Source organism: Streptomyces actinomycinicus (genome assembly GCF_016741775.1).
GTDB classification, from domain to species: Bacteria; Actinomycetota; Actinomycetes; order Streptomycetales; family Streptomycetaceae; genus Streptomyces; species Streptomyces actinomycinicus.
The window spans coordinates 404,065-425,533 of record NZ_JAERRK010000007.1 but is presented as its reverse complement, the minus strand read 5'-3'; the positions used below and the strand labels follow the sequence as shown (position 1 = coordinate 425,533).

The following is a 21,469-nucleotide window of genomic DNA, read 5'->3' as shown; positions in this document are numbered from 1 at the left end:
CGTGAAGTTGTTCAACCGCACCATCACATGTCTGCGGCCCATGCGGCTGCCGTCCGTCCGGGACGCGTACCCGGTGGCCCGCGTGTGGGGGAACGACTCATGAGACCGACGCCGGCGGGCCCCCGGCAGAGCCGGGAACGCGGCACCGACCCGTCGGAGACGATCCGGCTCCGGGTGGTCCCGCACCGGACCAGCCAGTCCCGGCGGGCCGGGAACAGACCGCCGAAGTACGACTACGAGCACTACAGCCGGCTGGCGGGACCCCTCACCCAGCCCCGCCCGGGCGAGCCGTACCGCGTGCGATACCGCTCGCTGCTCTCGCAGGAGCCGCACCGGATACGCGCCGCACTCATCCTGGGCGCGGCCCCGGTACTCTCCCTGGTCCTGCTGTTCTGGCTGCTCCAGCCCGAGCACTGGACCCGACGCGACTACCCGGCCTACGACTTCCTGCCGGCCTTGGACACCGTGATGCTGGTCTCCATAGGCCTGATCGAGTTCTTCCGCTGCCTGAACGTGCTGTCGAACGCACACGCCACCCTCGTCGCCCGCGACCCGGTCCCCGTCGTGCCCGAGACCGGCACCCGTGTCGCCTTCCTCACCTCCTTCGTGCCCGGCAAGGAGCCGCTGGAGATGGTCACGAAGACACTGCAGGCGGCCGTGAAGCTGCGGCACAGGGGCACGCTGCACCTATGGCTGCTGGACGAGGGTGACGACCCGGCCGTCAAGGAGGTCTGCGCCCGGCTCGGCGTGCACCACTTCTCCCGCAAGGGCGTCGCCCGCTGGAACCGGTCCAAGGGCCCGCACCGCGCCAGGACCAAGCACGGCAACTACAACGCCTGGCTGGACGCGCACGGTGACGGTTACGACTTCTTCGCCTCGGTCGACACCGACCACGTCCCGTTGCCCAACTACCTGGAGCGGATGCTCGGTTACTTCCGCGACCCGGACGTCGGTTTCGTCATCGGCCCGCAGGTCTACGGCAACTACGACAACTTCGTCACCAAGGCGGCCGAGTCCCAGCAGTTCCTCTTCCACGCCCTGATCCAGCGTGCCGGCAACAGATACGGCGCCCCCATGTTCGTGGGCACGTCGAACGCCGTACGCATCAAGGCGATCCGGCAGATCGGCGGGCTGTACGACTCGATCACCGAGGACATGGCCACCGGGTTCGAGATGCACCGGGCGAGGAACCCGGCCACCGGCCGCAAGTGGAAGTCCGTGTACACCCCGGACGTACTCGCGGTCGGTGAGGGCCCCGCCGCCTGGACGGACTTCTTCACCCAGCAGATGCGCTGGTCACGCGGAACGTACGAGACGATCCTCAAGCAGTACTGGAAGGGCTGGTACTCGCTGCCGCCGGGCAAGCTCTTCAACTACACGATGATGATCATCTTTTACCCGATGTCCGCCCTCAACTGGATTCTGGCGGCGGCGAGTTGCCTGCTCTTCCTGGGCCTGGGCGCCTCGGGTGTGAACATCGACCCGACCGTGTGGCTGATGCTGTACGGCAACGCCTCCTCGCTCCAGATCGGCCTGTACGTCTGGAACCGGCGGCACAACGTCTCGCCGCACGAACCGCAGGGCTCCGGTGGCGTGGCCGGCATGGTGATGTCGGCCCTGTCCGCGCCGCTGTACGCCAAGGCGCTGATCGACTCGCTGCTGCGCCGCAAGAGCAGGTTCGTGGTGACTCCCAAGGGAGACTCGGCAAGTCCGGACACCTGGTTCGCCACCTTCCGGTACCACTGGTACTTCATCGCCGTCTTCGGCGGCTCCGTCGTCGCCGGACTCGTCCTCGGGCACTCCCATCCGGCGATGCTCACCTGGGCCGCCTTCGCCATGCTCATCACGGCGTTCCCCCTCTTCGTCTGGCGCCACGAGTCACGGCGGCCGAAGAAGAGGCGCCGCCATGCCGCGGTCAGGGGCGGAGCCGCACCGGCTCCGGCCGTGCCGGAGCCGCTGGACACGCAGACCGTGCAGATCGCCGTCGGCGGACCGAGGGGACACAAGGGATGAAGCAGCAGGCCGGCCGCCGCCGTCCGCGTCGACCCGCGCTGGCCGCGGCCGTGGTACTCGCGCTGGCCGGGATGAACGGACCGTGGCTGTACCGCTTCGGGACGGCGGAGTACCACGAGTACAAGATCAACAGGCCCGAGTACAAGGCGGCCAACGGCCGCTGGGAGATCATGGAGTTCCCCCCGGAGTACCGTCAGGACACCATTCACGCAGCACTTCTGCACACCGGCAAGGTGCTGCTGATCGCGGGCTCGGGCAACAACCAGGCCAACTTCGACGCGAAGAAGTTCGACACCCGGATCTGGGACCCGGTCAAGGGCACGATCAAGAAGGTCCCGACGCCCAGCGACCTCTTCTGTACCGGCCACACCCAGCTCGCCGACGGCAGTCTGCTGATCGCGGGCGGGACCAAACGGTACGAGAAGCTCAAAGGGGACGTGACCAAGGCCGGCGGCCTGATGATCGTCCACAACGAGAACCCCGACAAGCCGATCACACTGCCCGCGGGCACCGAGTTCACCGGCAAAGCCAACGGCAAGACGTTCGTGTCCAAGGACCCCGTGCTCGTCCCGCGGGCGAAGAAGGTATTCGACCGGGCCACCGGTGCCTTCCTGCGCAACGACCCGGGTCTGGGCCGCGTCTACGTCGAGGCCCGCAAGAGCGGCACCGCGTACGAGACCGGCACCCAGGACAACTACCGGATCCGGGATCTCACCGGCACCGACGCACGCAACACGTACGGCATCGCGCAGAAACTCGCCCTCGACAAGAAGGACTTCCAGGGCATCCGCGACGCCTACGAGTTCGACCCGGTCGCGGAGCGTTACATCAAGGTCGACCCGATGAGCGAGGCCCGCTGGTACCCGACGCTCACGACCCTCTCGGACGGCAAGGTCCTCAGCGTCTCCGGTCTGGACGACATCGGTCAACTGGTGCCGGGCAAGAACGAGGTCTTCGACCCCAGGACCCGTACATGGGCGTACACCGGGAAGACCCGGCAGTTCCCGACCTACCCGGCGTTGTTCCTGATGCTGAACGGCAAGGTCTTCTACTCGGGTTCGAACGCCGGGTACGGGCCGGCCGACGTGGGCCGGAAGCCGGGGATCTGGGACGTCGGCAGCAACAAGTTCACCGAGGTGCCCGGGCTCGGCGACTCCACCCGGATGGAGACGTCCGGGACGGTGCTGCTGCCACCGGCCCAGGACCAGAGGTTCCTGGTGATCGGCGGCGGCGGGGTCGGCGAGTCGAAGGCGGCGAGCAGGAAGACCCGCCTGATCGACCTGAAGGCGAAGCACCCGCGCTTCGTCGACGGGCCCCTGCTGGCGAAAGGGACCCGGTATCCGCAGACCTCGATCCTGCCGGACGACACGGTGCTGGTGTCGGGCGGCTCCGAGGACTACCGGGGCCGCGGTGGCTCCGACATCCTCCAGGCGCGCCTCTACCACCCGGGCAGCAACAGCCTCACCCGGGTCGCCGATCCGCTGGTCGGACGGAACTACCACTCCGGATCGATTCTGCTGCCGGACGGGAGGGTGATGTTCTTCGGCTCCGACTCGCTGTACGGCGACAAGGAGAACACCCGGCCCGGGAAGTTCGAGCAGCGGATCGAGATCTACACACCTCCGTATCTGTACCGGGGCCCGAGGCCGGACCTCGGCGGAGGGCCGCAGACGATCGCCCGCGGCGGCTACGGGACGTTCACCTCGCGGCAGGCGTCGAGCATCGAGAAGGTACGGCTGATCCGGCCGAGCGCCTCGACGCATGTGACGGACGTCGATCAGCGGTCCGTCGCCCTGGACTTCACGAACTCGGGTGACCGGATCACGGTCACCGTCCCCGAGAACCGCAACCTGGTGCCGTCCGGCTGGTACATGCTGTTCATAGCCGACGGCCGGGGCACGCCCTCGAAGGCTCAGTGGGTCAAGGTCCCGTAGCCGCTCACCGCGGTCGCGTCACCTGGTGTTCCTGGCAAGGGCGAGCGCATAGCCGGCCCACCACCGGCCCGCCGGGGGGCCGCCCTTGCAGGTGCCGTCCGACTCCCCGGGGCGCTTGACCCACAGGTACGCGTCCACCAGGGGGTCGGCCGTCTTCGTGGTCGGGACCTCACCGAGGGCCCGGCCGGGCGGGTTGCACCACCGCTGGGCCGGATCGCCCTCGGTGTACGGCCCGTTGCCGTTCCTGCTGGTGTCGATGACGAAGTGCTTGTTCCCCACCTCGGCCGACAGCTGCTTGCCGTAGGCGATGGAGTCCTCGGTGGAGAAGAAGTTGGAGACATTGACGGAGAAGCCGTCGGCCCGGCCGATGCCTGCCCGCTGGAGCGGCTCGCGGAGCTGTTCGGGGCGGCCCCAGCCGGGGTTGCCCGCGTCCAGGTAGACCTCGGTGCCCTTCAGGGACTTGAGTTTGGTGACGGCGTCCTCGAGGAGGTCGTAGCGTTCCCCGCGCAGGGGGGCGGTGATGCACTCGTCCACGGCGTGGAGCACGGCGTCGGGTTCGAGGACGACCAGGGTGCGGCGGTCTCCGATGCCCCGCGCGACGGCGTCGATCCAGGCACGGTAGGCGCTGCCTCCGGCCACGCCGCCCCGCGAGTACTGGCCGCAGTCGCGGTGCGGGATGTTGTAGAGGACGAGCAGCGCCGTGCGGCCGGACGCCGCGGCCGCCTCGGTGATGCCGCGGGCCTCGCTCTCCGCGTTCTCCACGCCGATCCACTGCCCCGTGGGCTGCCCGGCGATCTTCCGGATCTGCGCGGCCTCGGCACTCTTGCCCGCCTTCTCGTAGGCGGCCACCTGGCGGGCCGCGCTACCGTCCGGGTTCACCCAGAACCGTCCTTCGGACGCGGGCTGTCGGGCGTTGCCGGTACCCGGCTCGCCCGTCCCGCCCCCCGAGGAGCACCCGGCGAGCACCAGTGCGGCCCCCAGCATCACCGCGGACGCCCGCGTTCGCGCCGAAGTCCGGTCCCCTCCGATGCCCACCATGCGCTTCCCCTCCGGGTGCCGTGTGCTGATCCAGAACGTGCGTGTCGTTCGTGCCGCTCACGAGGACGTGCCGCTGACGAGGACGTGCCGCTGACGAGGACGTGCCCTCGCGCGACTGGCGGACACGGGCCGGCCGCACGCGGCGGCTCGCCGCATCGGATGAGGATATGGGGGTGGAAGCCGTCCCGGCGCTTTCCCGGATCGTTACCTGCGCCGCTCGGAATTCAGCTGAGGAACCGGTCGGCCGGTCGCGGTCACCCGCCTGACCGAGCAGGCCTCGCGGGCCACGGCCACCGCCACGAGCGCCGTCGACTCCTCGGGCGCCGGTGGCGAGAGGAAGCCCGAGGGCAAAGGCGACGCAACACACCGATACCGCATGCGGCTTCATGATGCCGGGGACGGGCCGAGACTCTGCAACCACAGGTTTTACCAACCCGTGGTTGCAGCCTCAACAACTCCGGCGGACTCTTGGTCACCATGCCGTCGGGCAGGTGGTTCTGCAGGTCACGGGGGGTGTAGGGGCTCCCCGCGCTGAGCGGGGGACGGTCATGCACCTCGAGTTCCGGCACCTCCGGATGCTGCTCACGGTCGCCGAGTCCGGCAGCATCCGCAAGGCCGCCGCACGGCTTCAGCTCTCCCAGCCCGCCACGAGCGCCCAGCTGAAGCGGATCGAACACGAGCTGGGCGGCCCGCTCTTCGTCCGCAGTGCCGACGGGGTGACACCGAACGAGAACGGGCAGTACGTCCTGCGCTGCGCCCGCGACCTCGTCGCGGGCTTCGACCGGCTGCGCGAACACGCGCGTTCGGCGGCCGAGGCGGACAAACAGGCCGCCGCCCCGCTGCGGGCGGGCGGTACCGCCGGCCCTCTGGTGTCCCTGCTGGTCGCCGCCCTCTTCGAACTCGTCCCGGAACGCCGGCTCAGCATCGACGCCCGCCGCTCCGTGCACACGCTGGTGAAGCTGCTGAGCCTGTCGAAGTGCGACATCGCGGTGTTCGGCGAGTTCCCGGGCTTCCCCCTCCCGGTCGGCGAGTGGGTGGCGACACGCACCCTGCTCCGCGAGCCGGTCTTCGTGCTGCTCGCCGAGGACCACCCGCTGGCGTGCCAGAAGGCGGTCAGCCTCCATGAGCTGGCCGGTGAGGACTGGGTGATGCCGGAGGCCGACGAGAGCGGTATGCACGCCTACCTCCATCTCACCTGCCAGTCGGCGGGATTCACTCCGCGCATCGCCCATGTGACGCCGGACCTGTCCGTGGCCCAGCTCCTGGTCGCGGGCCGGCGTGCCGTCTGCGGCGTGTGGCCGACCGCCGAAGTCTCCGCCGAGGGCACCGTGCAACGGCCGCTCGTCGACGTCCCGTTGTACCGGCGCCTCCTGCTGGCCTGGAACACGGAATCGGTTCCGCCGGAGCTGGCCGACGCGGCGTACGAGGGGCTGCTGGCCGCCTATCTGTCGCTGGTGCGGCAGCGGCCGCGGTATCTGGCCTGGTGGGAGGGCGGGGGAGAGGAATTCGCCCTCGGCGGGGGCATGTGACCGGCCGGGCCTCCAGTCCCTGTCCCCTATAGCTCCGCAGTTATATCCCAGATGGGATCACGTCAGGAACATGTCACCTGGTGAACACTTCGCGTCAACGTCCCAAGGACGTCGTCACCCCACGACGAGCGAAGGAATCACCCCGTCATGCCCCGTCCCCTTCTTGCCCTTTCCGCGATGGTCGCCGCCGGCGTCATCACCGCGGGCGCGATGGCCGCACCCGCGTACTCCCAGAACAGCGGAGCCCAGCACGGAGCCTCCGTCCGCAGCACGGCGATATCCCAGGCCAAGGCGAACGTGACCCGGCACGCCGACACCTTCGGGTTCGGCGCGGGCCAGGCGCTCAAGGTGAAGGACGTCGTCATCGACGCCGACGGCACCCAGCACGTCCGCTTCGAGCGGACCTACCGCGGCCTCCCCGTCGTCGGCGGCGACTTCGTCGTCCACCAGAAGGCCGACGGCTCGTTCAAGGGAGCCACCCGCGCCAAGGCCCACAAGGTCGCACTCAAGTCCGTCACTCCCGCCGTCGGCGCCAAGGGCGCCGCGGCCGGCGCCCTGCAGCGCTCCCACGGACTGGTGCGCCACGCGAAGTCCACCCCCGAGCTGATCGTGTGGGCCGCCGACGGCGCCCCGCGCCTGGCCTGGCGCACCACCGTGCAGGGACTGGGCGACAAGGGCCAGCCGCACGGCGAGGTCTTCGTCACCGACGCCGCCACCGGCGCGGCGATCGAGAACTACGACGCCGAGCGCGAGTCGACCGGAACCGGCCACTCCGAGTACACCGGTGACGTCAGCATCGACACGACGCAGCAGGCCAACGGCTCCTTCGCCCTGATCGACCCGGTGCGCGGCCACATCACCAAGGACGCGCACAACGCCTCGTCCTCGTCGCTGAACAGCTCCTCCGGCACTCTGTTCACCGATGCCGACAACATCTGGGGCGACGGCCGGAAGTTCTCCGCCGACCGCGCCACCGCGGCCGTCGACGCGCACGCCAACACCGCGAAGACCTTCGACTACTACAAGACGACCTTCGGCCGCAACGGCATCAAGAACGACGGCCGCGGCGCCACCGTGTTCGTCCACGTCGGCACCAACTGGGACAACGCCCAGTGGTCGGACTCCTGCTTCTGCATGCTGACCGGTGACGGCGACGGCAGCGTCGACCCCGAGCAGGTAGACCTCGACACCATGGGCCACGAGATGACCCACGGCGTCACCTCGGCCACCGCCAACCTGCGCTACAGCGGTGAGTCCGGCGGCCTGAACGAGGCCACCAGCGACATCCTCGGCACCATGGTCGAGTGGTACGCGAACAACCCCGTCGACACCCCCGACTACCTGTTCAGCGACCAGTCCACCCCGCCGTGGCTGCGCCGTTTCGACAAGCCGTCCCTGGACGGCGGCTCCGCCGACTGCTGGTCGAAGTCGGTCGGCCGGCTCGACGTGCACTACTCCTCGGGTGTCGGCAACCACTGGTTCTACCTCGCGAGCGAGGGCAGCGGCGCCAAGACCATCAACGGCGTCACCTACAACAGCCCCACCTGCAACGGCGCCACCGTCACCGGCATCGGCAACAAGAAGGCCTCCGCCATCTGGTACCGGGCGCTGACCGTCTACATGACCTCCACCACGGACTACAAGGGCGCCAGAACCGCGACCCTGAACGCGGCGAAGGACCTCTACGGCGCCACCAGCCCCGAGTACGCCACGGTGGCCGCGGCCTGGAGCGCGGTCAAGGTCGCCTGACCCGCGGGGGGACCGAGGCACTGAGGGCCTTGCTCAGCGTGTGCGATATGTCACCCCTTGTGACAGCATTGCAGTGCAGAGGCTTTCGAACGCAGCAGGAGAAGAAATGGCCGAGCGGCAGAACGGCACCGTGAAGTGGTTCAACGACGAGAAGGGCTACGGCTTCATCTCCCCGGAGTCCGGCCCCGACTTGTTCGTGCACTTCCGGTCGGTCGAAGGGGACGGCTTCAAGTCCCTGAGCGAAGGTCAGAAGGTCACCTTTGAAGCCGTCCAGGGCCAGAAAGGGATGCAGGCCGACAAGGTCCGGATCGAGGGGTAGTGGAACCCGCCCGGGGGAGCCCGCGACGCGCTTCCCCGGGGAGAGCCGTCGACCCTGCCCGGAGGCGGGCAGGGTCGACGGCATCCGGTGTCCTCGGCCCAGGGTGGCCGCTCATGATCACCCTGGACGCCGAGGAGGAGTTCCTTCCGCTACGACCGGTATCGGTAGCGGATCCGGCCGCGGGTGAGGTCGTAGGGGCTGAGTTCCACGAGCACACGGTCGTACGGAAGGATCTTGATGTAGTTCTTGCGGATCTTCCCGCTGATGTGGGCGAGCACCGTGTGCCCGTTCTCCAGCTCCACCTTGAAGGTGGCGTTGCGAAGACACTCGACGACGGTGCCTTCGACTTCCACGCCCCCTGCTGATTTCGTCATGTCTGTTGCTACTTCCGTTCTTCGGCGGTCCGGCTGATGCGTATGGCGGGTGTCAGCTCCGGGCGAGTTCCAGGGTGCCGGCCGTGCGGCGGGCGCCGACGCCCTCGAACAGGGCGACGGCCGCCGCGTTGGACTCGTCCACCTCGGCCCAGGCCGAAGCGGTCCCGGAGCGGTGCAGTGCATCGAGCGAGTGGGCCAGCAGCGCCCGGGCGATGCCGAGGCGGTGGTCGTCGGCCCGTACGGCGATCAGCCCGATCCGTGGCTGCCGGGGCAGCGGTGCGATCCGGATCAGGCCCACGTACCGGTCGGAGCGGCGAGCCGCCGCGTACTTCGACGGGTCGAGCACGGTGATTCCCGCCGGGCGGGGCAGCACCTCGGCCGGCATCGTCCGCCATCCGACGGTGGCCTCGACCTCGTCACGGACGCGGCGGTCCAGGGCGCGCAGCGGGTCCTCCTCGGCCTGGCCGAAGGGCACGATCGTCACGCCTGCCGGCGGCCGTACCGGGCCGAGCCCGGTGACCAGGGGGTCCGTGGGCACGTCGTAGCCCCACTCGCGGCGAGCCATGGTGAACCCGGCCCGCTTCCAGGCGGACCTGGACTCGTGGTCGGCCTCGTCGACGACGGTGTACAGCGGTGTGGGCAGGTCCGTCAGCATGGCGTCGGCGATGTGGTCGAAGACCTCGCCGTGCCATGCGTCGATGCTGATGAAGAGCCGCCCGTCGGGTCGGCGCGACGCGTTGCCGCGGCCGACCGTCCGGTCGTCCTCCACGGCGTGCCACTGCAGGTCCGCCACCCGCGTGACCTCGATCGGGTGGTGGCCCGTGCTCGAAGTGGAGTGCACGAATTTCACTGGTGTTGCCTCTCAGGAGTGCCTTGTCCGAGGCGCTCCCGGCGACACCTACGTCAATCGCCCACCGTGACGAAAAGGGGGAGCACCCACACGGATACAGCCTTCATGGGTCTCACCTCCTCGCGTTCTCTCACGGCTGCCCAGACGCTACCAGCGGCCTCCGCCCGGCACCAACCTGTTTTACGGCGGACGCCGGGCGGCTGCTGCCGCCGCCGGTGGCCGTCGCCGCTCAGATCCTCGGTGACCAGTTTCGCGAGAGCCGCGGGGTTCTCGGCGACGGTGTACCGGCCGGAGCGTGCGGTCCGGTCGAAGCCGGCGGCGAACCGTTCCCCGAGGCCGGGAAAGACGTAGCTGCCCGCCACCAGTTCGCGGAGCAGCGCAGCGAGGCGGTCGACCTCGGCGTGTTCCACCGCTACGGCCTCATCGTCAGCATGTACCAGCAGTCTCCCGCTGCCGCGCCGTCGTGACCCGGGCCGAGCGAGGGGCCGAGCGAGGCCTGGTGCGGAGGGTGCGGTGGCCGGCGGCCCGGCGTGCGGCCGGCCCCATGGCGTAGGCCGCGGCCGGCATGAGCGCGCCGAGCAGGAGCCAGCCGGGCGTGCCCCAGTCCAGCAGGAGCCAGGTCAGCAGCAGGGGGCCGAGGGTGCGGGCGATGGTCACGCCGGTGCCGAAGAAGCCCTGGTACTCGCCGATCCGGTCGGCGGGCGCCAGCTCGAACGAGAGCTGCCAGGAGCCGGCCGACTGCTGCATCTCCGCCACGACCTGGAGCACGGCACCGGCGACCAGAACGGCCGCCGCGGGCCACGCCGACCGCCCCGCCGACAGGGCGAACACCGTGCAGGAGGCGAACATGACGAGCCCGGAGCGGCGCAGTACCCGCAGTGCGGTGCCGAGTCCCGTGACGGCCCTGGCCATGCGAACCTGCAGCAGCGTCACCGCGAGCGTGTTGAGGACGAACAGCCCGGACGCCAGCCAGGCAGGTGCCCCGGTCCGCTGGGTGATCCACAACGGCAGCGCGAGGCTGAGCAGCGGAAGTCGCAGCAGCAGAACCGCGTTGAGGAGCGCGACGAGGGCGTAGGGGCGGTCGCGCAGCACGGCGAAGCGCTGCCCGCCGGCCGTGCCGGGAGCGACGCCGGCCGCACCGGGAGCGGCGGCGGTCGTGCCGGGGGCGGCGGCGGTCGTGCCGGGGGTGACGGCGGTCGTGCCGGGGACGGCGGGCAGCCACAGCAGGAGCAGCGCGCAGACCAGGAAGCAGACCGTGTCCAGCACCAGCACGCCCCGGTACGCGGCTGCGGTGCCGGCGGTCAGCGCGAGGCCGCCGAGTGCCGCGCCCACGGCGAGGCCGCCGTTCAGCGTGGCCTGCAACCGTGCCAGCAGGCCCGTGCGCTCTCCGGCCGGGACGAGGCCCGCCAGCAGGGCCTGGCGGGCGGCCGCGAGTCCTGACTGTGCACAGGCGTAGGCGCAGGCGGTGAGGAGGAACGGCACGAACCCCCGTACCAGGAGGAAGGAGGCGACCGCTGCCGAGGTGGCCAGCGCAAGCAGCACCGAAGTGCCACGCGGCCCGCGCCGGTCGGCCAGCCGTCCGAGCGGCACGCCGACCAGTGAACCGACCGCCCAGGCGAGGGTCAGGGCGAGCCCGACGCGGGCCGGCGCGAGCCCGACGACATGGGTGAAGTACAGCGCCGAGGTCACGTAATAGGCGCCGTCACCGGTGGAGTTGGCGAGCTGGGCGAGGGCCAGAAGACGCCGCGGTCGATCCGTCATACCCATGACGGTATTGACCCGGTGGACCTCTGGGCAGACCCAATCATCACCGCTGTCAGTGGCCCATTTCGTCCCGCGGGTACGGACGGAAGCAGGCCGTCACTGTTTCTCGTCGCAGCACCCGTTGCGGGAGGCGGAGCCCACGCCGGCGGTCTCCAGGCGGCAGAAGCAGGACGCCTCGACCGGTACGTCGGCCATCGCCGCGGCGATCTTCAGCTGCTGGGCCACGATCTGTGCCTCGCCCACCTTGCCGAGGCGCAGGAGGCACTCGTGGAGTCCGTGCAGCGCCCACACGTTGCCCGGGTGTTGCAGCGGGCGCGGCAGCGAGCCGTCGAGTCCGAGATCGGCGCGGTAGACGGCCTCGGCCTCGGCGACCAGGCCCTGTTCGAGGAGCAGGGCGCCGTATGCGTGCCGGGTGGGCTGCATCCAGCCCCACGGCTCGTCGTACGGAAGGCCGTCGTCCAGCTCGATCGACCGGCGCAGGGCCGCGAACGCGCTGTCGTACCTGCCCTTGCGGTACTCGAGTTCTCCGTCCAGCATGTGCGCAGCGATCGCCAGGATGTCCGTACAGGTGTTGTTGAACAGCATCCGCGTCCCCGGGACCCGGGCGACCGCGTCGCGGAAGAGTTCGCGTTCCCTGTCGGCTTCGGCGGTCCGGCCCGTGGCGGAGAGGGCCACCCCGCGGCCGTACCGCAGCAACGCCGTGGTCACGCAGTACAGCTGCGCGTCGGCGGGGACCGGCAGTCGCAGGATGTCGTCCCAGCGGCCGAAGCGGATCAGGACGTGCACCCGCATCGCGAGGAATCCCTCCAGCCAGTCCGCCATGGGCGGGCTTTCCACCCGCAACAGCTCTTCGGGAACGGCCGCTTCGAGCCGGTCCGCCGCTTCGATCGCGTCCTCGAAGCGACCGAGGAACATCGCACCGTAGATCTTGAAGTGGATGTTGTGGCACCGGTACAAGGTGTAGAAGTTCATCGCCCCGGCCCTGGCGTGGAACGTCTCGTCGGCCGCGATCGCCGCGGTGTTGTCGGAGATCACACGGCGGTAGTCGCCGCAGAGCACTTCCAGGTGCGACGGCATGTGCTGCAGGTGGCCCGCGTCCGGCACCAGACCGCGCAGCCGGTCACCCGCCGTCAGGGCGGCCTCGGGGGTCGGGGACATCTCCATCAGGTGCACGTACATGTGGAGCAGGCCCGGATGCCGCGCGCCCGCCTCCGTGGCGATCGCCCGCTCGAGCACCGTCCTGGCCTCGGCGGTGCGCGCGCCCGGGGCCGGCCCGCCCGTGCGGATGTCCCACAGCTGCCAGGGCGTGAGGTTCATCAGGGCATCGGCGTACAGGGTGGCCACGTCGAGGTCGTCGGGCGCGCTCCGGTGGACGTCCCGCATACGGTCGGCGTAGGCGGTGCTCCACACGGAACAGTCCTCGGCATCCGGGGCCAGGGCCCTCGGGTAGCGCGCGGCCAGCGCATCGACGAGGGCCCGCTCGACGGGTGTGGCGCAGGCGGTCTTGGCGCGGGCTCGCTCCACGGCGGCGTGCGCACGCTCCACCGTGCGGCCCAATTCCCGCTCGTCGAAGAACTCCCAGGGCTTGTTGTAGTTGGGGCCGAGCGCGTAGGCCACGCCCCAGTCGGCCATGGCACAGCCGGGATCCGCCGCCGCGGCGGCCTCGAAACAGCGCACGGCCTCCTCGTGGTTGAACCCGTACGTCCAGTTCAGCCCGCGGTCGAACCACGTCTGCGCCTCGGCGGACGACGTCGTCACGCGCCGGCCGTGGCTGCCGAGGTCGTAGTACTCCATGGGGGGCCTCCTCAACACTGACGGCGAACCGCGCCTCCGGTCACCTGGGAGGACATGCAGCGGCCGGTACGACGACCCTAGCGAAGACCGGCGCGGACACCAGCCCATTCCTCCCGGAATACGCCGTGGGTGCAGCACCTGGTCGGAACGGTACGCCCCGGCACCGGAGGGGTCGGCCGCGATCGCGTTGTCAGTGCCCCCTGCCATCATCACGCCATGCTCTACGACGCCTTGCCGGCCGAATCCCGTAGGAGCGATGCGCTCGGGCACGGCGGGCTCTTCCCGCTCCGCGGCGAGGTACCGCGCCTCGCCGCCGACGTGAAGATCGCCCGCACCACGCACCTCCGCCTGATCAGGAGGGGTGTCTGATGGACCACGCAGCCCGGCTGATGCGCGCGCTGACCGACCCGGACTTCGCTCCCGACGACGAGGACGAGCAGCCGGATCCGGCGCAGGTCTCCGACGAGGACCTCGGCAGTCTGCTCGCGGCCGCCTGCCGGGTGGACGCCTCGGCCCCGCCCGCGATGAGACGGGCCCGCTTCGTGGTCGAGGACGCGGCCCGGGAACGGCGACCGCGCTACACACCCGACGCGTGCCGCCAGATGTTCGACGCACTCCTCCGGCGATGCGAGGAGCACGGCTGGGCGGACCTCACCCGGGGCCTGGACGCGGTGGAGCACTGCACCGAACCGCGGCCCGACGTGTCAGGGCCGGCCCGCGCCCTGGTCGCGGCCTGGCTGGGACAGGACACCGCACGCCAGCCATACGCGCTGCTCTCGGTCGCTCACCTCGCCGGCGACGCGACACTGCGCCGGGTCGTGGAGCGCCTGACCCGTGACGTGGGCCCCATCGTCGCGGACGAGACGGCCGTGGTCGCCGGCCTCACCCCGGCCGAACGGACGGTGCTGTCCGAGATCGACCGGGACCACAGGTTCAGCACCCCGCTCCCGCACGCCTGGCGCAGGTCGGCCGACAACCCCGCCTACGTCGCGTTCGCCCGCCGCGCCCTGGAAGCCGCCGCCGACCGCACGGACGCCATCCGGGCGGGCGAGATCCCCTACCGGGCGGACAAGGCGTTCACCGACCGGGAGATCACCACGCTCGGGCAGGCCCTGCGCGTGGCACTGCTGCGCGACGAGCCATGGCTGCCGGAACTGTTCGAGCGCTTGCTGCCCGGTATCGCCCTCGCCCCGACACAGGCGAAGACCCTGCCCTCCCAGGCCCTGCTGTACGAGGTGGTGCGGGCCGCGCAGGACTACCCCACGCCCGAGCTGGTGGCGGCGATCCGCACCGTGCGCCGCACCGTCCGGCACGCCGGGGTGCCCAGGCAGCTCGACAAGATGCTCAAGAAGGCCGACGCCGCCCTGGCCGAGCGCGCCGACGTGGCCCTGCGGCTGCCGCGGCTGGACTTCGACGCCGTGACCGACAGCGGGAGCGTGGGAGGCGTCCTGCGCCGGACCGCAGGCGACTACCAGGCCGTCGTCACGGTCACCGATACCGCCACGATCACCTGGGAGAAGGACGGCAGCCCCCTGCGCAGCGTCCCGGCGCCGGTCCGCCGTGACCACCCGGCCCTGGTCAAGGAGCTGCGCGAGCTGGTGAAGCGGGTGAACGCCCAGCTGGTCACCCTCGTACGCGCCTTGGAGGGCGGCTTCACCGTCGACGCCGTCCACCCCTACGGCTGGTGGCGCACCGAACTGGCCGGGCACCCCCTGGCCCGTACCCTGGTGCGCCGGCTGATCTGGGAGATAGAGACGGCGCCCGGCGAGTGGCGGGCCGTACTGCCCGAGGCGGAAGACCGCCTTCCCGACGCGCCCGACGACGCCTCCGTACGGCTGTGGCATCCGCTCCGCTCCGAGCCCGCCGCCGTGCGGGCCTGGCGGGACCTGCTCGTCGAGCGGCGCACGCGGCAGCCCTTCAAGCAGGCGTTCCGGGAGATCTATCTGCTCACCCCGGCCGAGGAGGAGACCCGCGTCTACTCCAACCGCTTCGCCGCGCACCTCGTCCACTACCGCAAGATGTTCGCCCTGTTCCGGGCCCGGGGATGGGACAGCGACCGGCTCGGCCCCTGGGACGACGGGGAGGCCGACGAGGCCGAGCGCACCCTCGCGGCGGGGGAGTGGCGGGTGCGGTTCCGCCACAGCTGGGCCGACTGGGCGGACGGCGACGAACTGGCGTCGACCGACCAGGTGCGGTTCGACCGCCGGGAAGCGGGCGCCTGGCGCGAGACACCGCTCGCCGACGTGCCCCCTCTGCTGTTCAGCGAGGCGATGCGCGATGTGGACCTCTTCGTCGGCGTGACCTCGATCGCCGCCGACCCCGACTGGGCCGACGGCGGCCCCCGGCGCGCCTACTGGGAGCGGGCCTCCTTCGCCGAGCTGACCGAGAGCGCCGAGGCACGCAGGGACGCCCTCACACGCATCCTGCCGCGCCTGAAGATCGCCGACCGGTGCACGCTCGACGGCCGCTTCCTCACCGTCCGCGGCGATCTGCGCACCTACCGGATCCACCTCGGTTCGGGCAACATCCTGATGTCACCGGACGACAGCTACCTGTGCATCGTCCCGGCCCGCGGCAAGGGCGACGGCAAGGTCTTCCTGCCCTTCGAGGACGACCGCCTCTCCCTGGTCCTCAGCAAGGCGTTCCTGCTCGCCGCCGACACCCGGATCACCGACGAGTCCATCCTCATGCAGATCAAGCGAGGTGCCTGATGGCGACCGTGACGTTCCGGGACGAGACGGCGACGGGCAGGCCGGCCGGCGCATGGGAGGTCGCCGGGCTGCCGGACCGGATGACCGTACGGGAGCTGATCCGGCTGCGGGTCCGCGAGGAGGTCGCCCGGCACAACGCTCACCCGGGCAGACGTTTCAACGGACTCGTCCGCCCCGAGGACGCCGAGACGGAACTGAACGGCTACCGGCTCCGCGAAGCCCGCCCCATCGACGGGGACCGCCAGGCCGAGGCCGCCGAGCGCGCCTTCCTGGCCAACGGGTTCTTCGTCCTGGCCGGCGACCGCCAGGTCGAGGACCTCGACGAGGTCGTGGACCTCGCCGCCGACCCCGACCTGGTCTTCGTCAAACTCGTCGCCCTCGTCGGCGGCTGAGCGGGGACGCCCACGGTGAGGCCGCGGGTCCGGGCCGCATCTCATGGACGCGGCGCCGCACCTTCGTCGACGGGCAGGGATTCCGCCCTGACCGGCGGCGTCGCACCCGTCGCGCGGGAGCCGGTCGCCGCACCGCCTGCCTTGCCCCGGCGGCTCACCCGGTGCAGTGCCACGTGCAGCACCGGCATCAGCACGAAGGTGACCGCGGCACTGTGCCACAGCAGCGCATCGAGCCTGCCCGCAGCGAGGTAGGCGCCCGCGGCCACCGCGGCCAGCGCGCACACACCGCGGTCCACGATGCTCTCCACCGACAGCAGCGTGGCCCGCGGCGCGTCCCGGGGGATGGCGTCGTTGACGAGCTTGCGCTGCACCGGATAGACGAACCCCGTGATCGCCGCGAACGCGCACAACAGCGCGGCCACGGCCCAGGGCCCGCCCATGGCGGTGCCCGCCAGGGCGGCGGCCAGCGCCACGCTCAGCAGCGACACCCAGACCACCGGCCGCAGGCGGCGGCTCAGCCACTGGGGACGGGCCGACGCCACCGCCTCGGCGACCGTCATCGCGGCGAGCACACTGCCGTGAGCACTCTCCCCGATGCCGTGCTCCAGGAGCACCGGCTGGAACAGGTTGACCTGGCAGATCCGCGACAGCGTGAACACGGCGACGCCCTGGACCATGAGCAGGGCCAGCCACGGCGACGAACGAAGGGCACGCACGGCGGCGCCGGTGTCACGCAGGAAGCCCCCGCCGCGGCGCTGCGGGGTACGCGCGCGGGTGTCCGGGCCGGGCCCGGCGAGCCGCGGCAGGGCGAGGGCACAGCCGAGGGAACCGGCCGCGCTCGCCGCGCTGAGCGCGTACGGCGTCTGCGGCGCCAGCATCATCAGCGGACCGACGAGCGGCCAGCAGACGACCTTGGCGGCGAGCCCGAGGGCACGTGCCGTGCCCTCGGCCCGCAGATAGTGGGCGTCCGCCCGCTCGGCGCGCAGCCCGTCGTAGAGGTAGGCGCTCGCCGCCCCCGACGTCAGCGAACGTCCGGCGGCGATGGCGAGGAAGTGCGCGAGGAAACCGGTGTACGTCGGAGCCAGCACCGGCGCCAGGTTCGCCGCCGTCATCACCACCGCCCCGGCGCGCAGGCAGTTCCGGGCCCCGATGCGGTCGGCGACGACCCCGGTCGGTATCTCGAACAGGCAGAAGGCGATGTAGTAGATGCTCTGGATGCCGAAGATCTGGCCGTCGGACAGGCCCGCGTCCCGCTGGTAGGCGTAGAACACGGGCATCCACCACAGCAGGTTGAACAGGAGCTGGAACCCGTTGTTGAGGCGGATGATCCGCCGAGCGGCCGGGGACGGCACCGGCATGGAAGGAGACGGCCGCAGCAGGGACATGCGCCGCCTCACCGGGCGTAGGGGCGGACCTGGACCAGGTGGAAGGCCCCCTCCGCGGTCATGAGCCACTCGATGTCCAGGGCGTCGTCGGGGTCCTCCTCGCTGAAATGCGACTGCAGCAGCCGTCCGGCCAGTGCCAGCTGAGCCAGCGCACCGCGGGTCGCCGCCGGCAGGTCCTCGCGCGACGAGCCGAGGTCGACCGTGCGCCCGCCACCCTCGACGGTGTTGTAGAGGTACTGCTGGGGCAGCACGGTGCCGTCGACGACCCGCTCGGGCGACCCGGGCGTGCAGTTGAGGTACACGTTGCGGAAGTCCTCGGGGCGGGTCGGATCGCAGGTCACCAGCACACCCCCCAGGCCGGCCGGCACGTACTCCTGGACGATCACCCCCATGTACGTGTCGTCCAGGGGGATGCCGGCCTGGTGCCGCAGGCGCACACTGCGCGGCGACAGCAGCGACGCCCACACCTGCCGCACCGCGTCCATGAGCTGGTCCGTGCCGTGCACGGTGGTGACCGAGTCGTAGATCCCGGCCGCGGAGAAGCCGGGCAGGTCCTCGGCGTTGGACGAGGAGCGCACCACCAGGCGGCGTCCGTCCGCCGTGAGCGCCGCCACGGAAGCGGTGATCGCCCGCGCCACCTCGTCGGGCACCGGCGTACTGCACGTCAGGCGCTGCAGGTGCAGGGCCAGCGAGTCGATCACCTCCAGGGCGTCCAGCTCGAGCGCCATCTTCAGCCTGCCGATGCCCTGTTGCAGCGCGGGGGAGGAGGTGAGGAACAGGTGGTGCAGCCGGAACGGCAGGGCCACGCCCCGGGGCGCCCGGACCGTCTCCGCCACTCGTTCGGCCGCAGCGGCCCGCAGCCGCTCCGGTGCCGCCCCCGTCTCGCCCAGCCGGGCGGCGAGGTGACCGAGCAGATCGGGCCGTGGCGGACGCGGACGCGCGTAGAACCTCGTCAGGTCCGCGGTGCGGCTGTCCAGGACGTGATGCAGCTCCCCGAGGTTGGCCGCCTTCGTGCCGTAGCTGTCCCGGTCGGTCCGCCGCAGCCGGTGCAGCGCGAGGATCGGCGCCTCCTGGAGCAGCGGGGTCTCGATGCGGATGCGCTGCCGGTGCCAGGCGGGCCGTTCCAGAGCCGGTGCGCCGGCCAGCCGTTCCAGCGTGATGGCGTCCTCGCGCACGCGGTAGCGCACCCACGCGCCGTCGAGGCCGTCGCGCCGTACGACGGCGTCGAGGTCGCGGACGATCGCGTTCGGAATGCCCCAGCCCGAGGCGAGGACGTTGGTGTGCGAGAGCGGCGTGGTGGGGGCCGTGCTGATGAACCCGGCGGTGCGGGGCACGTCGTCGGGCAGACGGGGCATCGCGACGATGTCCGACCAGCCGAGGTCCGCGGCGGCACGCTCGTACTCGGCCGCCGTGCGGAAGTAGCGCAGCCGCCCCTCGGCCTCACCCGGGTTGAGGCAGGTGCGGGTCCGGTTGCCGAACAGCTCGTGGCTGAGGATGCGCGGCACCCGCGCCTCTCCGACCGCGGCCAGCTCGTGCTCCTGCCCGTGGTTGGCCGGCTTCAGCAGCAGCGGCAGGCGACCGTCCACCCGGGCCCGCACGTAGTGGTAGAACTCCTCCAGCAGCGGCCCGGGCATGGTGTCCGCCTCGGTCGTCTCCAGCACGAGGAAGGGCCGCTCGAAACCGTCGGGCTCCACCTCCGTGTGCAGGGACAGCACACCGAGGAGGAAACGGCGTTCGGGGTCCATGTACACCGAGGCGTTGAACGCGTCGAGCTGCGCGTCGAGTTCGTCCACCGTCATGCCGAGGACCCGGGTCGCGACGTAGTCGACGTGGAACGGGTGCACCCGGGTGTCCAGCAGATGCCAGGTGTCCTCGTCCCGGTCCACGACGACCTTGAGGTAGGGGTGTCCGGCCAGCACCCCGGACAGCGCGCGGAACAACGGCAGCGACAGGTTGGCGCCGACGGCGGTCCGGTCGCCCGCGACGTCCGGCACACCCGTCTCGCCCCGTGTGTCCGTCATGCCCGTACCTCCTCGGTGACGTCCGTGGGCAGGATCCGCGGCAGGGCGTCCACCAGGGCGGTGAAGTCGCTGACCACGGTCTGCGGCCGGTCGGCCGACAGCAGGCACATCGCCGCCATGGTGTTGGCCCCGGCGGCGGGGTCGTAGACCGGCACGGCGGTGCCGTCGGGCAGCGAACTCTCGGCGACGACGGACAGGGTGCTGCCCGCGCCGACCGGGGCGGAACGGACGACCGCCGCGGAGTCCCACAGATGGCGGCGGACCCAGGGCGAACCGTCCCCGTTCACGGCGAGCACCACCAGGGATCCGGCCGCACCCTCGCCGTCGTCCGGCGTCAGCGCCGCCGAGGGCCAGACGGGGGAACGGCCGAGCAGCTGATCGGTGAACATGCCGACCAGGTCGAGCCCGAAGACCTGCTCGATCTGCGGCACCGTCATCGCGCCGCCGAACCGCGCCGCCGTCTCGATCACCCACATCCGGCCGTGCGCGCCCAGCTTGATCTCCGTGTGCGTACCGCAGTTCTCCAGGCCCAGCGCGTCCACGGCACGCCGGGCCAGGTCCACGACCCGGGCCTGGGCCGCACTCCCCAGCGCCGCCGGAGTGATGCCGGCGCGCTCGGTGAACGGTGCCACCGTCGGCATTCGTCCGCTCACACAGACCGGACGGAAGACACCGTCGACGACCACACCCTCGACACTGACGTAGTCACCCCAGCCGGAGCCGTCGAACCAGTCCCCGGCGCAGCCGCTGACGATCTCCTCCACGATGAAGTCCTCGTCGGCCCCGGCCACGTGAAGCTCGGCGAACCCGAGCAGCGCCGACTCGGCCATCACCGCGCGCGACCGCTCCCAGGCGCCGCGCACGTCGCCGGGCGCCCCGATGACCTGGTGCGCGGTGGAACCGGCGCTCCACGCGGCCTTCAGCAGCAGCGGGCACGTCAACTGCCGTGCGGCCTCCTCGAGTTCGGCGACATGCGTGATCGCGCGGAACCGGGGCTGCGGTATGCCCCGGCGCTGCCAGGCCGCACGCATCAGCCGTTTGTCACGGGCGAGGGTCGCGGCGGGCCCGGCGCCCCGCAGCCCGAGCAGCCGCGACGCCTCGGCCACCGCCACCACCGCGTACTCCGAGAAGGTGACGACCGCGTCCGCGCCCACCTCGCGTGCCCGGGCGGCGATGAGTCCGACGAGATCGCGCTCCTGCGCCGCGGTGTGCGCGACGACCGAGTCGCACAGCCTCGCGGCCTCCGCCGCCACCGTCACGGGCAGTTCACTCAGTGCCAGCAGGTGCACCGCGGACCTCGCGGCCACCCGCGTCAGGGCGTACCCCACCGGGGGCCCGCCCTTGGCATGCACGTACAGCACCTTGCTCACCGATACCCAACTCCCTCGGTCGTCCCGGAGACCCCGGGCGCGGTCCGCGCCCGGGGGCGGGCGGCTGCCGGCGGCCTCGCCGCCGGAACGGAGTGCTCCGTCCCGCCCACTCCTTCCAGCGAACCAGGCTCAACTCCCCGCAGCGGACGCGAGACGCTCGAACCGTTCAGGCAAATGCCGGAATCGAAGCGGGAGTTGCCGACGGGTGACTGCCCGGTGATGCGCT

The 21,469-nt window shown here is 71.2% G+C and carries 17 protein-coding genes; 8 read left to right on the top strand and 9 right to left on the bottom strand.

Going from position 1 to position 21,469, the window contains the following annotated elements; genetic code table 11:
* The first annotated feature begins 99 nt into the window (after nt 1-99).
* Both JK359_RS17710 and glxA read left to right on the top strand, forming a co-directional pair.
* Nucleotides 100-2,013 carry a glycosyltransferase family 2 protein gene (locus JK359_RS17710; protein WP_201836613.1) on the top strand — a complete coding sequence of 638 codons (1,914 nt, stop codon included), beginning with the start codon at nt 100-102 and terminating at the stop codon, nt 2,011-2,013.
* A complete protein-coding gene (gene glxA / locus JK359_RS17705) occupies nt 2,010-3,947 on the top strand; it encodes a radical copper oxidase GlxA (RefSeq protein WP_201836612.1) in 1,938 nt (645 codons plus the stop codon). Before JK359_RS17710 ends, glxA begins: the two co-directional genes overlap by 4 nt.
* A gap of 18 nt (nt 3,948-3,965) precedes the next feature.
* On the opposite strand, the gene JK359_RS17700 is transcribed toward glxA, so the two are convergent.
* Complete coding sequence (locus JK359_RS17700) at nt 3,966-4,985, bottom strand: glycoside hydrolase family 6 protein (RefSeq protein WP_201836611.1); 1,020 nt, start codon at nt 4,983-4,985, stop codon at nt 3,966-3,968.
* 548 nt (nt 4,986-5,533) lie between these two features.
* On the opposite strand from JK359_RS17700, the gene JK359_RS17695 reads away from it, so the two are divergent.
* The 3 genes from JK359_RS17695 to JK359_RS17685 all read left to right on the top strand — a co-directional run bounded on the left by JK359_RS17695 (nt 5,534) and on the right by JK359_RS17685 (nt 8,582).
* Nucleotides 5,534-6,514, top strand: coding sequence for a LysR family transcriptional regulator (locus tag JK359_RS17695; RefSeq protein WP_201836609.1), 981 nt, complete (start codon nt 5,534-5,536; stop codon nt 6,512-6,514).
* Between the two features lie 147 nt (nt 6,515-6,661).
* On the top strand, nt 6,662-8,263 hold the full coding sequence (locus JK359_RS17690) for a M4 family metallopeptidase (RefSeq protein WP_201836608.1): 1,602 nt from the start codon (nt 6,662-6,664) through the stop codon (nt 8,261-8,263).
* Between the two features lie 106 nt (nt 8,264-8,369).
* A complete protein-coding gene (locus tag JK359_RS17685) occupies nt 8,370-8,582 on the top strand; it encodes a cold-shock protein (RefSeq protein WP_201836607.1) in 213 nt (70 codons plus the stop codon).
* A gap of 149 nt (nt 8,583-8,731) precedes the next feature.
* On the opposite strand, the gene infA is transcribed toward JK359_RS17685, so the two are convergent.
* The 5 genes from infA to JK359_RS17660 all read right to left on the bottom strand — a co-directional run bounded on the left by infA (nt 8,732) and on the right by JK359_RS17660 (nt 13,364).
* A complete protein-coding gene (gene infA, locus JK359_RS17680; RefSeq protein ID WP_201836606.1) occupies nt 8,732-8,956 on the bottom strand; it encodes a translation initiation factor IF-1 in 225 nt (74 codons plus the stop codon).
* Between the two features lie 52 nt (nt 8,957-9,008).
* Nucleotides 9,009-9,806 carry a GNAT family N-acetyltransferase gene (locus tag JK359_RS17675; RefSeq protein WP_201836605.1) on the bottom strand — a complete coding sequence of 266 codons (798 nt, stop codon included), beginning with the start codon at nt 9,804-9,806 and terminating at the stop codon, nt 9,009-9,011.
* Nucleotides 9,807-9,859: 53 nt separating this feature from the next.
* Nucleotides 9,860-10,216: a hypothetical protein gene (locus tag JK359_RS17670; RefSeq protein ID WP_201836604.1), complete on the bottom strand. Its 357-nt coding sequence runs from the start codon at nt 10,214-10,216 to the stop codon at nt 9,860-9,862.
* A 16-nt stretch (nt 10,217-10,232) separates the two neighbouring features.
* The gene (locus JK359_RS17665; RefSeq protein WP_201836603.1) at nt 10,233-11,567 is read right to left on the bottom strand and encodes an MFS transporter; all 1,335 of its coding nucleotides are present in this window, start codon (nt 11,565-11,567) and stop codon (nt 10,233-10,235) included.
* 99 nt (nt 11,568-11,666) lie between these two features.
* On the bottom strand, nt 11,667-13,364 hold the full coding sequence (locus tag JK359_RS17660; RefSeq protein WP_201836602.1) for a tetratricopeptide repeat protein: 1,698 nt from the start codon (nt 13,362-13,364) through the stop codon (nt 11,667-11,669).
* Between the two features lie 216 nt (nt 13,365-13,580).
* Here JK359_RS17660 and JK359_RS17655 point away from each other — a divergent pair, with 216 nt between their 5' ends.
* The 3 genes from JK359_RS17655 to JK359_RS17645 are packed head-to-tail and all read left to right on the top strand — an operon-like array spanning nt 13,581 to nt 16,467.
* Nucleotides 13,581-13,733, top strand: a complete 153-nt coding sequence (locus JK359_RS17655) for a hypothetical protein (RefSeq protein WP_201836600.1) — start codon at nt 13,581-13,583, stop codon at nt 13,731-13,733.
* Nucleotides 13,733-16,075 (top strand): DUF4132 domain-containing protein, encoded by a 2,343-nt coding sequence (locus JK359_RS17650; protein ID WP_201836598.1) that lies wholly within the window; start codon nt 13,733-13,735, stop codon nt 16,073-16,075. Before JK359_RS17655 ends, JK359_RS17650 begins: the two co-directional genes overlap by 1 nt.
* On the top strand, nt 16,075-16,467 hold the full coding sequence (locus JK359_RS17645; RefSeq protein WP_201836596.1) for a hypothetical protein: 393 nt from the start codon (nt 16,075-16,077) through the stop codon (nt 16,465-16,467). Before JK359_RS17650 ends, JK359_RS17645 begins: the two co-directional genes overlap by 1 nt.
* A 41-nt stretch (nt 16,468-16,508) precedes the next feature.
* On the opposite strand, the gene JK359_RS17640 is transcribed toward JK359_RS17645, so the two are convergent.
* The 3 genes from JK359_RS17640 to JK359_RS17630 are packed head-to-tail and all read right to left on the bottom strand — an operon-like array spanning nt 16,509 to nt 21,243.
* Complete coding sequence (locus JK359_RS17640) at nt 16,509-17,852, bottom strand: MFS transporter (RefSeq protein ID WP_236677978.1); 1,344 nt, start codon at nt 17,850-17,852, stop codon at nt 16,509-16,511.
* A gap of 8 nt (nt 17,853-17,860) precedes the next feature.
* Nucleotides 17,861-19,873, bottom strand: a complete 2,013-nt coding sequence (locus JK359_RS17635) for a PEP/pyruvate-binding domain-containing protein (protein ID WP_201836594.1) — start codon at nt 19,871-19,873, stop codon at nt 17,861-17,863.
* The gene (locus tag JK359_RS17630) at nt 19,870-21,243 is read right to left on the bottom strand and encodes an ATP-grasp domain-containing protein (RefSeq protein WP_201836593.1); all 1,374 of its coding nucleotides are present in this window, start codon (nt 21,241-21,243) and stop codon (nt 19,870-19,872) included. The genes JK359_RS17635 and JK359_RS17630 overlap by 4 nt, the downstream gene beginning before the upstream one ends.
* Between the last annotated feature and the right edge of the window lie 226 nt (nt 21,244-21,469).